Genomic DNA, 12641 nt, shown 5'->3' on the forward strand with positions numbered 1-12641 from the left:
GACCCCATCCTGAACCCGGATCGACACGAAATCACCTGTTCGCGGCCTATTTCTGGGGTGACTCAGGGAAAAGATCAGGGCTCTCCCCCAGACTGCCGCCCAGCCCGTCCGAGGGTGGCGCCCCGCGGCTCGGAGCGCGATAGGAGTAGCCGAGCACATTCGGCGCCGGCGAATCGCAGCGGTCGCGGAACCATCCGACGCAGATGCCGGCGACCAGACTCGCCGAACGTGTCATCAGGTAACCATGGGTGCAGTCGTCGAATCGGTCGTCGTGATGCCACCGGTCGAGCACCACGCGGGGAACCGAGTAGCCCGACAGCGCCGTCGGAGCATCCATCAGCGTGGTGGACAGCCGGATGAGCAGGGTGCGCCCGCGCAGCACCTGGATCTGTGCGCAGCAGACGTCGTCGCCATAAACGATCGGGTCGTACTCGGCGGGGCCGATGTCGAGCAACGCACCCCGCGGCATCGTGGACAGCTCGCGGTGCAGCCATTCGGACATGTCGTCCCAGTCGGTGCATGGGGTGGACGCGTCGTGCGGGACTTGTGGCGTGCTCACCGGCATCTCCCTGTCGTCGGCTCCGAGCTCGGCTTCAACGCGTCGCCGGAGCGTGGGTTGACTGTTGTTCTCAGTCAAACACCCGGCACCGACAAAACCGGATCGACAGGCGCACGCTGCGCTGTGACTTTGCTCAGAGTTCCGTCGTCAACGCTGGTCAGGGGGCTCGATGCCCTCGGCGGCGGCCGTTTGACCGTCTTCGAAGCCGGGTTTGGTGATCCAGTTCGCCTCCAGGCCGTCGGCACGCTTCTGGGCTTCGTATTCCTCGGCGATGTTCTCGTGGTCGACGGTCACGAGAGGCTGACCGCCGAACTCGCGGTAGAGGGCGCCGACCGCGAGTATCAGCCCGAGCGCGCCGCATAGCCACGTGCTGCCCGGTACCTGCGACCAGCCCTTGTTGACGATGTCGACGATCGCCCAGATCACGCCGACCGCTCCGATGCCGACCAGCACCACCCAGACTCCCACGTTCCGCATCTCCGCTCCTCACGTCGCGTCCCACAGATCATCCGGATGCGATTTTGCCACCCCGCTTGCCACGGCGGGACGGCCCGCCTCGCCCTGTGGCCCACCGCGTCGGACGGCATGATGGCAGCCATGCCGATTCCCGGGTTCATCACCGATCTGCGCGCTCATATCGGCCATCGGCCGCTGTGGTTGTCGGGGGTGAGTGCGGTGGTGCGCGACGATGCCGGGCGCATTCTGCTCACGCGCCGCGCCGACACCGGCGAGTGGGCAGTGGTGTCCGGGGTACTCGAACCGGGCGAGGAGCCGGCGCGCGCCATCCGGCGCGAGATCGGCGAGGAGACCGGCATCGACGCCGAGATCGTGCGGCTCACCAGCGTGGACGTGACACCGCTCATCACCTACCCCAACGGCGACCAGACCCGCTACCTCGACGTGTGCTTCCTCGCACGCCACCTCGGCGGCGAACCACGGGTGGCCGACGACGAGAACACCGACGTCGCGTGGTTCACCCCCGACTCGCTTCCCGCCGATCTCGCCGACACCTCGCGGCTGCGCATCGAGAAGGCCCTCGCCGACAACCCGGAGGCATGGTTCCGCACCTGAGACGTCACCACGCCGGGCCATCCGCGTGCGGGATCAGCCGCGCGTAGAACGCGGCCTGCCCCGGGTAGTAGTCGTCGAAGTCGACGGCACCCGGGTCGGTACCGGCCAGCGCCGCGCCGAGCCGGTCGAGGTAGTACTCCCAACCGGGACCCACGCTTTCGACGATTCCCGGGTCGTCGATGAACTGCGTCAACGACAACGCGGTGCCGCCGTCGACCTCGACGAGTTCGAGCACGAGATGCCAGCCGGTGCCGCCGTCGCTCACCACGCCGAGTAGGCGCGGTGGCACACAGTCCGCGATCATCCAGCGCGAGGGCTCCACGTCGTCGCCCTCCGCGGTCATCGTCACGTCGACCGCGCCGGACGCCGGGTCACCGGCATACGTACCGAACCATCGAGCCAGCCGATCCGACTCGGTGACCGCTGCCCAGACGTCGTCGATACCGGCCCGATACGTGCGGTGCAGCACCACTGCGTCCGCGTCGCCGATTCTGCGATGTTCGCCACTGGGGTTGTGCGTCATGCGGTGTCCTCTCGTGCGTCATGCGGCGTTGAGCGGTCCCCGGGAGCCGGTGGCGCGCGGCGATCTCGTCGTGCCCGATGAACCTCGGTGCCGAGCGCGTCGAGCATGGCCGCGGTGATCGGTGGCTTCGTGCCCGAGGCACGCGTGCGCAGCTGACCGACGAACGCCGTCACCGAGTCCAACGGACCGCTGTCGAGTCGGTAGTGCCGTTCCCTGCCGCGGTCGTCGCCGACCACCAGACCCGCCTCGGCGAGCACACGCAGATGCCTGCTCACCGCGGGCCGCGAGATCGGATGGACGTCGCGAATCCGCCGAGTGAGATCGACCACCCGCAGCGGTCCGTCGCGAAGGTCTCGCAGAATCTGCCTGCGAACCTCGTCGGCGAGAGCATCGAACACGTCACCCACAACCTAATGGTAACCCATAAGTTACCAATCTTGGTGGAATCGATTCCACGATTGCCGGAATACCGCCGGGGGCGGGTCGCCTTGAACCGAACATGGCCGAGAACTCGAGCACCACCCCGACGAACGAGAACACCCTCGACATCACCTCCGCCGCTGTCACCGCCCGTCAAGTGGTGGCCACCGCCTACGGAGACCCGATCGACGTGGTCGAGGTGGTCAAGACCGAACTGCCGCTACCCGACCCCGGGCAGGTCGTCATCGACGTCCGGGCGATCGGCGTCAATCCGTTCGACGCGAAGGTCGTCAACGGCTCCATGGGCACCGACGAGTCCGTGCTCCCGCGCCCCGTGGGCTCCGAACTCGCCGGCGTCGTCCGCGCTGTCGGCGACCCCGTCGACGGCGCCGAGCAGCCCTTCTCCCCCGGCGACGCGGTGATCGCCTACCCGATTTCCGGCGCCTACGCCGACCACGTCGTCGTCGACAGTGGTTCGGTCCATCACAAACCGGCAGAACTCGACGACGAGCACGCCGCCGGGCTGCTGCTGGTGGGGGTCACCGCCGCGGACACCATCGCCACCGCCGGTGTCACCGGTTCGGACACCGTCCTGATCCACGGCGGCGCCGGATCGGTCGGCTCGATCGCCGTGCAACTCGCGGCGCGCCGCGGCGCCACCGTGATCGCCACCGCCGCCGAGGTCAACCACGATCACCTCCGGGCACTCGGCGCCATCCCGGTGACCTACGGTGAGGGCCTCGCCGACCGCGTGCGGGCGGCCGCGCCCGGCGCGATCACCGCCGCGATCGACACGGTGGGCACCGACGAGGCGATCGATGTGTCCCTCGAACTGGTCGCCGACCACAGCCGCATCGTGAGCATCGCCGCGTTCGGCCGCGCCGACGACGGCATCGTCGTGGTCGACGGCCAGAAACCGCAGAGCAAGGAGAACCGCGCCGCCGCGATCGAACCCCTGATCGGTGACGCAGCGTCAGGAGCGATCGTCACCGACGTCGCGGCCACCTACTCGCTCGACCAGGCAGGTCAGGCACTGCACGACGTTCTCGAATCCCACCAGCGGGGCAAGCTCGTCATCGTTGCCTGAACACCGGCGCCACCCGGCGTCGGCACGAGATCCGTCCGTCCACCGACATCGAAGTGAAAGGTATGTCATGACAGTCCCATTCATCACCCTCAACAACGGGGTACAGATTCCGCAGCTCGGATTCGGTGTCTTCCAGATCGACCCCGCCGACACGGTCGAGGCCACCACCATGGCACTCGAGGTCGGCTACCGCCACATCGACACCGCGGAGATGTACGGCAACGAGAAGGAGGTCGGCGAGGCCGTCCGTGCCTCGGGCCTGCCCCGCGACGAGGTGTTCATCACCTCCAAGCTGAACAACTCCTTCCACGCCTACGACGACGCGCTCACGGCCACCGACGGCACGCTGTCGGCGCTCGGCGTGGACGCGGTGGATCTGTTCCTGATCCACTGGCCGCTGCCCGAGGTGGGCGATTTCGTCGAGACCTGGAAGGCGATGGAGAAGATCTACGCCGACGGCAAGGCCCGGGCGATCGGCGTCTCCAATTTCCAGCCGCATCACCTCGAGCGGTTGCTCGCCGAGACCGAGGTGGTGCCCGCGGTCAACCAGATCGAGGTGCACCCCTACCTCACCCAGACCAAGGTACGGGCGTTCAATGCCGATCACGGCATCGCCACCGAAGCGTGGTCGCCCATCGCCCAGGGGGACGTTCTCGGTGATCCGGTGCTACAGAAGATCGCCACCGAGAAGGGGCGGTCGACCGCCCAGGTCACCCTGCGGTGGCACATCCAGCGCGGCGACATCATCTTCCCGAAGTCGGTGACCCGCAAGCGCGTGGAGGAGAATTTCGCCATCTTCGACTTCGAACTCTCCCCCGAGGACATGGCCGCGATCGACGGCCTCAACAAGGACGAGCGCCGCGGCCCCGACCCGGACACCTTCAACTCGGTGCCCGCGAACTGAGGAGAGGCGCGCCGCGCAGAATGGGGGGATGAAGATCTCGCGGCGCGCACAGCGGGTGGCCCCGTTCTACGCGATGGAATTCGCGAAGAACGCGGCCGCCGTCGAGGCCGAAGGGCACCGCGTGGTGCGCCTCAACATCGGTGAACCCGACTTCGGCGCGCCACCACAGTTCTTGTCCCGGATTCGCGAGATCGCCGACGGCCGCCCGATGGCCTACACGTCCGCGCTGGGCCTGCCCGACCTGCGGTCGGCGATCGCCGACTTCTACCGTCACCATTTTCGGGCCGAGGTGGACGCCGCGAACGTGGCGGTCACCGCCGGCGCCTCCGCCGCGTTGCTACTGGCGTGCGCGGCGCTCATCGACCCCGGTGACGGCGTCCTCATCGGTGATCCCTCGTACCCGTGTAACCGGCAGTTCGCGGAGAGTTTCGGGGCGTCGGTGTCGCTGGTGCCCACCACCGCGGCCGACCGATTTCAACTCACCCCGGATCTGGTCGACGAGTTCTGGAGGCCGGACACCCGGGGTGTGATCGTGGCGTCGCCGTCGAATCCGACCGGGACGTCGATGCGGTTCGACGACCTCACCGACATGTGCCGGCGGGTTGGGTCGCGCGGCGGGTGGAATGTGGTCGACGAGATCTACCTGGGTCTGTCCGACCCGGAACCCGACGGTCGCCCGCCACGCAGCGTGCTCGCCGAACCGTCACTGGCCTCCGACGTAGTGGTGATCAACAGCTTCTCCAAATACTTCGGGATGACCGGATGGCGTCTGGGCTGGTGCATCCTGCCCGACAAACTCGTCGAACCCGTCGAACGATTGGCCCAGAACTTCTACGTCTGCCCGCCGACGCCGGCGCAGTACGCGGCGCTCACCTGCTTCGACCCGGAGTCGCTCGCGGTCACCGAGGAACGCAGACGCGAGTTCACGCGGCGCCGCGTGCAGGTGCTCGACGGCCTCGCCGCCATCGGCCTCGACGTTCCGGTGACCCCCGACGGCGCCTTCTACGTGTACATCGACGTCGGGTCGACGGGCTTGTCGTCGTGGGAGTTCTGCGAACGCGCCCTGTCGGAGGCGCGCGTGGCGCTGACCCCCGGAAAAGACTTCGGGGTCGACGGCGCCGACCGATACGTGCGGCTGTCCTATGCCGCCTCCACCGCGGACCTCACGCTGGGCATCGAACGTCTGGGTGAGTTCGTCGCGTCGCTGGGCGTGGCCCGGTGATGCCGTCGGCATTCGACGTGCACGCACTGCGTGACGGCGTACGAAAGTCACTGCAGGACAAGATGACCGAGGCACCGGCACTACCCGGCGTGGTCGCCGGGGTCACCGACGCCACAAAGACCCTCATGCGGGTACACGCGACGGCGCCCGGCTCCGATCCGGTTACCGACGACACGGTGTTCGCGATCTTCTCGGCCACCAAACCACTCACCACCGCCGCCGCACTGAGTGTGGTCGACGACGGACTTCTCGACCTCGATGCACCGGCGAGCGAGTACGAACCCCGCCTCGCCAACCCACAAGTGATCGAGGGATTCGACGCCGACGGCACCCCGCGACTGCGGCCCGCACGCCGATCTCCGACGACCCGCGAATTGCTCACGCACACTGCCGGATTCGGATACGACTTCTTCGACGAGACCTATCTGCGCCTGTTCCGCGAGCAGCAGTTGCCCGACATCGCCACCGCAACACTGCCCGCACTCACCACGCCGCTGCTCTTCGATCCGGGAACCGAATGGCGGTACGGGTCGGGCGTCGACTGGGCCGGACTGGTGGTGGAGGCCGTTACCGGCCAACGACTCGGCGAGGTACTCGCCGAACGCCTTCTGCGTCCACTGGGTATGCGCGACACCGGATTCACCCGCACCGTCGACATGCGCACACGCACGGCGACGATGTATCACCGCAACCCCGACGGCTCTCTGCGTGCCAATCCACGCTTCGCCCTTCCCGACGACCCGCAGATCCACATGGGCGGGCAGGGCCTCTACTCCACCGTCGGCGACTACCTGGCCTTCATCCGGATGTGGCTCAACGACGGTCGCGCCGACTCCGGCGAGCAGATCCTGCGCGCCGGCACCGTCGCCGCCGCCACCCGCGACCAGATCGGGCCGCTGACCGTCACCGTGCTACCCGGGGTGAAACCGAAACTCTCTCACGACGTCGACTTCTTTCCCGGTGTGCCGAAGAGTTGGGGCCTGGGTTTCCTGATCAACGAGGCCGACGCACCCACCGGTCGGCCCGCCGGGTCACTGGGCTGGGCCGGCCTGGCCAATCTGTACTTCTGGATCGACCGGCACAACGGCATCGGCGGTTTCTGGGCCACCCAACTCTTCCCGTTCTTCGACCCGACCGCGCTGGCGCGCTACCTGGACTTCGAGACGGCCGTCTACCGCGCCCTGCGAGCCGGCTGAATTCGGGTGGTGCTGGAGAACCCGGATGCTGCAGCACCCGGATTCTCCAGCACCACCCAACTCCTCCGATACCGCACCTCGCGGGGACCGCGACGTCTACGCGGCCAGCAGGTTCAGTGTCACCAACCACTGCCGCACGAGGCCGGCCACACGTCCGGCCTTTAGGTCTTTCCACGTCCAGCGGACCACCATGACGCCCATGCTGCGGAGGTGATCCTCACGCGCCTTCTCCCGCAGCACCACCTCGGTCACGTCCTCACCGGGCCGCAGCAGCTTCTGGTAGTTGACCAGACCGTCGAACTCGCCGACGAGCGTCCCTGCCAATCGAAATCCGAACGGGCCACGTGCTGATCACCGTCATAGAAGTCGTGTTGCAGGCGCGCCACCGGTAGTCCGGCCTCGATAATCTCTGCGCGACTCCATGATTCACCGGGATTCTCGGCCCCGGCGTCGGCGAAGTGCAACGCGCGCCGCGCCATGGCAACGCCGCGACGTCGGCTGGTCAGCATCGACGCCATCGCCGAGCGATCCGCACCGTGCCGCAGCGCGGAGTCGAAGACGGCGAGCGCCTGCGCGAAACCCGAGGCGGCGCAGGCCACGTCGACGGCGGTGCGTTCGACGGATGTGACCGCGACGCCCCGGATACGGACGATGTCGGCATCGTCGACATCTCCGCCGTGGCAGTGTTGCATTGCGGTTCGGTAGCCCTTGCCCGTGGTGGCCACGGTGTGCACCCGCCGGAAATCGGGCATCAGCATCTCGATGCCGTGCAGCACGGCCGCCGACTGATGACTCAGCGGGAACGAGATTGTGCTCGTCGACACGGCGGCAAGGGCGCGCACGCGGTGCCATTCGCGGCGGCTACGCGTGGCCCCGACGACGTAGACCCCGCGCGTGATCCGCACGATGTCTCCTTCCCGGAGCGATCTGCGCAGATCGTCGTCGGTGAACCCGACGGCGATTACCTCCGCGCGGTGGATGAGTCCGTGGTCGTCGGTCGGGTAGTTCGGCATGCCGCCTTGGACGCGGCGCCCGGCGCCTCGGTTCCGACAATCACCCTTGTCACGCCGGCGCGTTCACAACCTGGGTGGTGCCGGAGAATCCGGACGCTGCAGCGCCCGGATTCTCCGCCAGCACCCGGAAGCAGCGCCTCGAGATGGGCCGAAATGCCCTATGCAGATCAGCAAACATGCCGCTCGTCTCACAGTGAGACGGATGTGGCGTGGATCACCATGTTGTATCGAAGGCGCTCCAGCCCAGCAGGCCGGCATGTCGTCGGCCTTCTATACGAGGAGGCGCACATTGAGCAGGCAGAGCTTGACCAAAGCCCATGCGAAGATCACCGAGCTGTCGTGGGAGCCCACCTTTGCCACCCCGGCAACCCGTTTCGGAACCGACTACACGTTCGAGAAGGCACCCAAGAAGGACCCTCTCAAGCAGATCATGCGGTCCTACTTCCCGATGGAGGAGGAGAAGGACAACCGCGTGTTCGGCGCCATGGACGGCGCCATCCGCGGCAACATGTTCCGGCAGGTGCAGGAGCGCTGGCTGGAATGGCAGAAACTCTTCTTGTCGATCATCCCGTTCCCGGAGATCTCGGCGGCCCGCGCCATGCCGATGGCCATCGACGCCGTGCCCAACCCGGAGATCCACAACGGGCTCGCGGTGCAGATGATCGACGAGGTGCGGCACTCGACGATCCAGATGAACCTCAAAAAGCTGTACATGAACAACTACATCGACCCGGCGGGGTTCGACATCACCGAGAAGGCGTTCGCGAACAACTACGCGGGCACCATCGGCCGCCAGTTCGGTGAGGGATTCATCACCGGCGACGCGATCACCGCGGCCAACATCTACCTGACCGTGGTGGCCGAGACCGCGTTCACCAACACCCTGTTCGTCGCGATGCCCGACGAGGCGGCCGCCAACGGCGACTACCTGCTGCCGACGGTGTTCCACTCGGTGCAGTCCGACGAGTCGCGCCACATCTCCAACGGCTACTCCATCCTGCTGATGGCCTTGGCCGACGAACGCAACCGGCCGCTGCTCGAACGCGACCTGCGCTACGCGTGGTGGAACAACCACTGCGTGGTGGACGCCGCGATCGGCACGTTCATCGAGTACGGCACCAAGGACCGCCGCAAGGACCGGGAGAGCTACGCCGAGATGTGGCGGCGCTGGATCTACGACGACTACTACCGCAGCTACCTGTTGCCGCTGGAGAAGTACGGCCTGACGATCCCGCACGACCTGGTCGAGGAGGCGTGGAACCGGATCGTCAACAAGCACTACGTGCACGAGGTGGCCCGCTTCTTCGCCACCGGCTGGCCGGTCAACTACTGGCGCATCGACGCCATGACCGACAAGGACTTCGAGTGGTTCGAGCAGAAGTACCCCGGCTGGTACAACAAGTTCGGCAAGTGGTGGGAGAACTACAACCGGCTGGCCTACCCCGGCAAGAACAAGCCGATCGCCTTCGAGGACGTCGACTACGAGTACCCGCACCGCTGCTGGACCTGCATGGTGCCGTGTCTGATCCGTGAGGACATGGTGACCGACAAGGTCGACGGCCAGTGGCGCACCTACTGCTCGGAAACCTGCGCGTGGACCGACAAGGTGGCCTTCCGCCCCGAATACGAGGGACGTCCCACCCCGAACATGGGGCGCCTCACCGGATTCCGCGAATGGGAGACGCTGCACCACGGCAAGGATCTCGCCGACATCATCAAGGATCTCGGCTATGTCCGCGATGACGGCAAGACCCTGATCCCGCAGCCACATCTGGATCTCGATCCCAAGAAGATGTGGACGCTCGACGATGTGCGTGGCATCCAGTTCGGCAGCCCCAACGTGTTGCTGAACGAGATGAGCGACACCGAACGCACGGAGCACATCGCCGCGTACATGGCCAACAAGAACGGGGCCGTGACCGTCTGATCGGTCCGATCCCACACGTCCGCATCCAGCCGACCCGCCGGTCGAGTCACCTCGGCCGGCGGGGCGGTCCAGCCCAGGAGATCGCCTTGGCCGACATTCACCGCATCAACTTTGCTCCCGTCGACATCGAGATGGAGGTCACGGAGGACGAGACGATCCTCGACGCCGCGTTCCGGCAGGGCATCCACCTCATGCACGGATGCCGGGAGGGCCGGTGTTCGGCGTGCAAGTCGTACATGCTCGACGGCGACGTGCAGATGGACGACTACTCGACCTTCGCCTGCAACGAGGCCGAGGAGGCCGAGGGCTACGTACTGCTGTGCCGCACCTACGCCTACAGCGACTGCGAGATCGAGTTGCTCAACTTCGACGAGGACGAGCTTCTCGGCGGGGCACCGATCCAGGACGTCCGTACCCGGGTGGCGGGCATCGAACCGATGACCAAGGACATCGTGTCGCTACGACTCGACGTCGTCGAACCCGAGACGTTCGAGTTCAAACCCGGCCAGTACGTCGATCTGACCATCCCGGGAACCGACGAGACGCGGTCGTTCTCGATCGCCACCACGCAGAGCACCCCCGACCGCCTCGAGTTCCTCATCAAGAAGTATCCCGGCGGCAGGTTCGCGGGGATGCTCGAGGACGGCGGACTGTCACCCGGCGACGAGATCATGATCAACGGTCCGTACGGATCGTGCTCGCTGCGCAACGGACACGTGCTGCCGATCGTGTGCATCGGCGGCGGCGCCGGCATGGCGCCCCTGCTGTCGCTGCTGCGGCACATCGCCGAGGAGCAGATCAATCGTCCGGTGCGCTTCTACTACGGCGCCCGAACTGCCGGTGATCTGTTCTATCTCGACGAGATCGCTTCTCTCGGAGAGAAGATCGCCGACTTCTCGTTCACGGCGTGCCTGTCGGAATCGACCACGGACGCTCCCGAGGGGGTGACCGTGGCCGCCGGCAACGTCACCGACATCGTCAACGGCAACGAATCAGACCTGGCCCGAACGGAGGTGTATTTCTGCGGCCCCCCACCGATGGTCGACGCCGCGCTCGCGCTCGCCGACCAGCACGCGATGCCCAGAGACCAGATCTTCTACGACAAGTTCACCAGCCCGGCATTTGACTGAGAAGTCAGGCCAGAACGACAGGAACGAAAGGTATGTCCGCACCAGCACAACCACGGGAACGCAGCTTCCCCACCATCGAGTTCACGGACGCAGAGGCAGGCGCCAAGGAGTTCCCCAGCAGCCGCAGCCGGAAGTACAACTACTATCAGCCGGCCAAGAAGCGCGCCACCACCTACGAGGACGTCACCGTCGACGTCCAGCCCGATCCCGAACGCCATCTCACGCAGGGATGGATCTACGGATTCGGCAACGGACCCGGCGGATACCCGCAGGAGTGGACGGTGGCCCGCTCGAGCAACTGGCACGCCTTCCTCGATCCCAACGAGGAGTGGGAACAGACCATCTACCGCAACAACTCCGCGGTGGTGCACCAGGTGGATCTGTGTCTGCAGAATGCCAAGCGCGCTCGCGCCTACGACGGCTGGAACTCGGCCTGGCTCACCTTCATCGAACGCAACCTGGGTGCGTGGATGCACGCCGAGAGCGGGATGGGGTTGCACGTGTTCACCTCCATCCAGCGGTCGGCACCGACGAACATGATCAACAACGCGGTCGCCGTCACCGCGGCCCACAAACTGCGTTTCGCGCAGGATCTGGCGTTGTTCAACCTCGACCTGTCCGAGGCCGAGGAGCGGTTCGACGGATCGGTCCACAAGGAGGTCTGGCAGTCGGCACCGGAGTGGCAGGGAGTGCGTGAGACGCTCGAGCGGATCACCGCGATCGGCGACTGGGCACAACTGTTGTTCGTGACGAACATCGTGTTCGAACAGCTCATCGGGTCGTTGTTCCGCAGCGAACTGGTGATGCAGGTGGCCGCCCGCAACGGCGACTACATCACCCCGACGATCGTCGGCACCGGCGAGTACGACTACGCCCGCGACCTCAACTACACGCGGTCGCTGTTCCAGATGCTGTGCCGGGACGAGAAATTCGCGATCGACAACCGCAAACTGGCCGCCGACTGGATGGCCGAATGGGTGCCACGCTGCCTCGACGCCGCGCACACCCTGCAGCCGATCTGGTCGCAGCCGGCCGACAAGTCGGTCACGTTCTCCGCGAGTCTGTCGGCCGCGAAGACCAAGTTCGCCGACGTGCTGTCGGACATCGAAGTCGATATCCCCGAGGAGTTGAACCAGTGAGCACCTTGCAATCTGACGGCATGCAATTCGGCGCGCAGACCGAGTTCTCCAACATGTGCGGCGTCACGCTGATGAACACACCCATCGGACGTGTGGTCGCCGACGTGATGGGCGACAAGGAGGGCGTCACCCTCACCGAGTACCCGTCGATGATCCGGGTCGACGGTGTCAACCGCCTCGACTTCGACTACGACGAACTCACCGACGCCCTCGGCCAGGATTTCGACGGATCGGTCTTCGAGGAGATCAGTTCCACCCACTACGGACGGATGGTGCATCTCGACGACCGCACCATCCTGTTCGCCAGCCCCGAGGACGCGGCCGAGTTCATCGGATTCGATCTGACCGCAACCTCCTAGTGTCGCGTTTCGTTAGTTGGTTTTCGGTTGAGCTTTCTTGAGAATCTCCTCGACCGGTTTCGTCCACACGAAGGGGTGTTTGCGGTCGTTC

At 66.1% G+C, this 12641-nt stretch carries 15 protein-coding genes; 9 read left to right on the forward strand and 6 right to left on the reverse strand.

The window, feature by feature from the left end; translation table 11 throughout:
• Positions 1–46 precede the first annotated feature (46 nt).
• Together ACWDSI_RS07865 and ACWDSI_RS07870 are read right to left on the reverse strand one after the other, a co-directional pair.
• Positions 47–559 (reverse strand): hypothetical protein, encoded by a 513-nt coding sequence (locus ACWDSI_RS07865; RefSeq protein ID WP_449745351.1) that lies wholly within the window; start codon positions 557–559, stop codon positions 47–49.
• A gap of 147 nt (positions 560–706) precedes the next feature.
• Positions 707–1036, reverse strand: a complete 330-nt coding sequence (locus tag ACWDSI_RS07870) for a hypothetical protein (protein ID WP_449745352.1) — start codon at positions 1034–1036, stop codon at positions 707–709.
• A gap of 120 nt (positions 1037–1156) precedes the next feature.
• On the opposite strand from ACWDSI_RS07870, the gene ACWDSI_RS07875 reads away from it, so the two are divergent.
• Positions 1157–1630, forward strand: coding sequence for an NUDIX hydrolase (locus ACWDSI_RS07875; protein ID WP_449756198.1), 474 nt, complete (start codon positions 1157–1159; stop codon positions 1628–1630).
• Positions 1631–1634: 4 nt separating this feature from the next.
• Here the strand turns inward: ACWDSI_RS07875 and ACWDSI_RS07880 are convergent, their stop codons facing one another.
• On the reverse strand, positions 1635–2153 hold the full coding sequence (locus ACWDSI_RS07880) for an SRPBCC family protein (protein ID WP_449756199.1): 519 nt from the start codon (positions 2151–2153) through the stop codon (positions 1635–1637).
• Positions 2150–2560: an ArsR/SmtB family transcription factor gene (locus ACWDSI_RS07885; protein ID WP_449756200.1), complete on the reverse strand. Its 411-nt coding sequence runs from the start codon at positions 2558–2560 to the stop codon at positions 2150–2152. The genes ACWDSI_RS07880 and ACWDSI_RS07885 overlap by 4 nt, the downstream gene beginning before the upstream one ends.
• 92 nt (positions 2561–2652) lie before the next feature.
• Between ACWDSI_RS07885 and ACWDSI_RS07890 the strand changes: the two genes are divergently transcribed.
• The 4 genes from ACWDSI_RS07890 (at position 2653) to ACWDSI_RS07905 (ending at position 6982) form a co-directional block, all read left to right on the forward strand.
• Entirely contained in the window at positions 2653–3660 is a 1008-nt protein-coding gene (locus tag ACWDSI_RS07890; RefSeq protein WP_449745356.1) for a quinone oxidoreductase family protein, read from the forward strand.
• Between the two features lie 67 nt (positions 3661–3727).
• Complete coding sequence (locus tag ACWDSI_RS07895) at positions 3728–4564, forward strand: aldo/keto reductase (protein WP_449745357.1); 837 nt, start codon at positions 3728–3730, stop codon at positions 4562–4564.
• Between the two features lie 28 nt (positions 4565–4592).
• Positions 4593–5786, forward strand: a complete 1194-nt coding sequence (locus ACWDSI_RS07900) for an aminotransferase class I/II-fold pyridoxal phosphate-dependent enzyme (RefSeq protein ID WP_449756201.1) — start codon at positions 4593–4595, stop codon at positions 5784–5786.
• Positions 5786–6982, forward strand: a complete 1197-nt coding sequence (locus ACWDSI_RS07905; protein WP_449745359.1) for a serine hydrolase domain-containing protein — start codon at positions 5786–5788, stop codon at positions 6980–6982. The genes ACWDSI_RS07900 and ACWDSI_RS07905 overlap by 1 nt, the downstream gene beginning before the upstream one ends.
• A gap of 96 nt (positions 6983–7078) precedes the next feature.
• Here ACWDSI_RS07905 and ACWDSI_RS07910 read toward each other — a convergent pair whose 3' ends face one another.
• The gene (locus ACWDSI_RS07910; protein ID WP_449756202.1) at positions 7079–7234 is read right to left on the reverse strand and encodes a hypothetical protein; all 156 of its coding nucleotides are present in this window, start codon (positions 7232–7234) and stop codon (positions 7079–7081) included.
• Positions 7231–7995 carry a hypothetical protein gene (locus ACWDSI_RS07915; protein WP_449756203.1) on the reverse strand — a complete coding sequence of 255 codons (765 nt, stop codon included), beginning with the start codon at positions 7993–7995 and terminating at the stop codon, positions 7231–7233. The genes ACWDSI_RS07910 and ACWDSI_RS07915 overlap by 4 nt, the downstream gene beginning before the upstream one ends.
• Before the next feature lie 289 nt (positions 7996–8284).
• Here ACWDSI_RS07915 and ACWDSI_RS07920 point away from each other — a divergent pair, with 289 nt between their 5' ends.
• The 4 genes from ACWDSI_RS07920 (at position 8285) to mimD (ending at position 12550) form a co-directional block, all read left to right on the forward strand.
• Entirely contained in the window at positions 8285–9922 is a 1638-nt protein-coding gene (locus tag ACWDSI_RS07920; RefSeq protein WP_449756204.1) for an aromatic/alkene/methane monooxygenase hydroxylase/oxygenase subunit alpha, read from the forward strand.
• 86 nt (positions 9923–10008) lie between these two features.
• Entirely contained in the window at positions 10009–11052 is a 1044-nt protein-coding gene (locus ACWDSI_RS07925; protein WP_449745362.1) for a 2Fe-2S iron-sulfur cluster-binding protein, read from the forward strand.
• 32 nt (positions 11053–11084) lie between these two features.
• On the forward strand, positions 11085–12191 hold the full coding sequence (locus tag ACWDSI_RS07930; protein ID WP_449745363.1) for an aromatic/alkene monooxygenase hydroxylase subunit beta: 1107 nt from the start codon (positions 11085–11087) through the stop codon (positions 12189–12191).
• A 20-nt stretch (positions 12192–12211) separates the two neighbouring features.
• The gene (mimD, locus tag ACWDSI_RS07935) at positions 12212–12550 is read left to right on the forward strand and encodes a propane 2-monooxygenase effector subunit MimD (protein WP_449745488.1); all 339 of its coding nucleotides are present in this window, start codon (positions 12212–12214) and stop codon (positions 12548–12550) included.
• Positions 12551–12641: the final 91 nt, after the last annotated feature.

The organism is Gordonia sp. NPDC003429 (assembly GCF_053588575.1).

What these genes read in the sequence shown, in the direction of transcription:
- ACWDSI_RS07880 (WP_449756199.1), bottom strand. Translation starts at nt 2,153, where the DNA reads ATGACGCACAACCCCAGTGGCGAACATCGCAGAATCGGCGACGCGGAC.
- ACWDSI_RS07870 (WP_449745352.1), bottom strand. Translation starts at nt 1,036, where the DNA reads ATGCGGAACGTGGGAGTCTGGGTGGTGCTGGTCGGCATCGGAGCGGTC.
- ACWDSI_RS07900 (WP_449756201.1), top strand. Translation starts at nt 4,593, where the DNA reads ATGAAGATCTCGCGGCGCGCACAGCGGGTGGCCCCGTTCTACGCGATG.
- ACWDSI_RS07915 (WP_449756203.1), bottom strand. Translation starts at nt 7,995, where the DNA reads ATGCCGAACTACCCGACCGACGACCACGGACTCATCCACCGCGCGGAG.
- ACWDSI_RS07930 (WP_449745363.1), top strand. Translation starts at nt 11,085, where the DNA reads ATGTCCGCACCAGCACAACCACGGGAACGCAGCTTCCCCACCATCGAG.
- ACWDSI_RS07905 (WP_449745359.1), top strand. Translation starts at nt 5,786, where the DNA reads ATGCCGTCGGCATTCGACGTGCACGCACTGCGTGACGGCGTACGAAAG.
- mimD (WP_449745488.1), top strand. Translation starts at nt 12,212, where the DNA reads ATGCAATTCGGCGCGCAGACCGAGTTCTCCAACATGTGCGGCGTCACG.
- ACWDSI_RS07895 (WP_449745357.1), top strand. Translation starts at nt 3,728, where the DNA reads ATGACAGTCCCATTCATCACCCTCAACAACGGGGTACAGATTCCGCAG.
- ACWDSI_RS07875 (WP_449756198.1), top strand. Translation starts at nt 1,157, where the DNA reads ATGCCGATTCCCGGGTTCATCACCGATCTGCGCGCTCATATCGGCCAT.
- ACWDSI_RS07890 (WP_449745356.1), top strand. Translation starts at nt 2,653, where the DNA reads ATGGCCGAGAACTCGAGCACCACCCCGACGAACGAGAACACCCTCGAC.